This is a genomic window from Vibrio sp. 704 (genome assembly GCF_033339295.1).
On record NZ_JAWOUH010000998.1, the window covers coordinates 1 to 522 of the forward strand.

Here is a 522-nt window from a genome sequence, read left to right on the forward strand (position 1 = left end):
GCTCTATTTCATTCAGGCTCGTTGGATCATCAATCGTCGATGGCACGGTGTATTGTTCACCATCAGCAATTTGGCGGATGGTTCGACGCAGAATTTTACCCGAGCGTGTTTTCGGTAAGCGATCTACAACCAGTGCGTGTTTGAAGCATGCAACCGCGCCAATCTCATTTCTCACCTTGCCCACAAGTTCGCCTTCTAGCGCTAACTCATCAACCTTCACGCCATCCTTCAGCACAACGAAACCAAGTGGTAGCTGCCCTTTCAGATCATCGTGAATGCCAACTACTGCACATTCTGCGATGGCTGGGTGACCACCAACAATTTCTTCCATTTCACCAGTAGACAGACGGTGGCCAGCCACGTTAATCACGTCATCGATTCGTCCCATGATGAACAAGTAACCATCTTCATCAAGGTAGCCGCCATCGCCAGAAACATAGTAACCCGGGAATTGGCTTAGGTAGCCCGTTTCAAAACGATCATGGTTTCGCCACACGGTTGGTAAGCAGCTTGGCGGTAACG

Annotated in this window: 1 protein-coding gene; it reads right to left on the reverse strand. The window is 49.8% G+C overall.

Going from position 1 to position 522, the window contains the following annotated elements; all coding sequences use genetic code 11:
• Window positions 1-522 (reverse strand): AMP-binding enzyme (locus R7R24_RS30320; protein WP_318120665.1); only part of this gene is annotated, 522 nt, incomplete at both ends.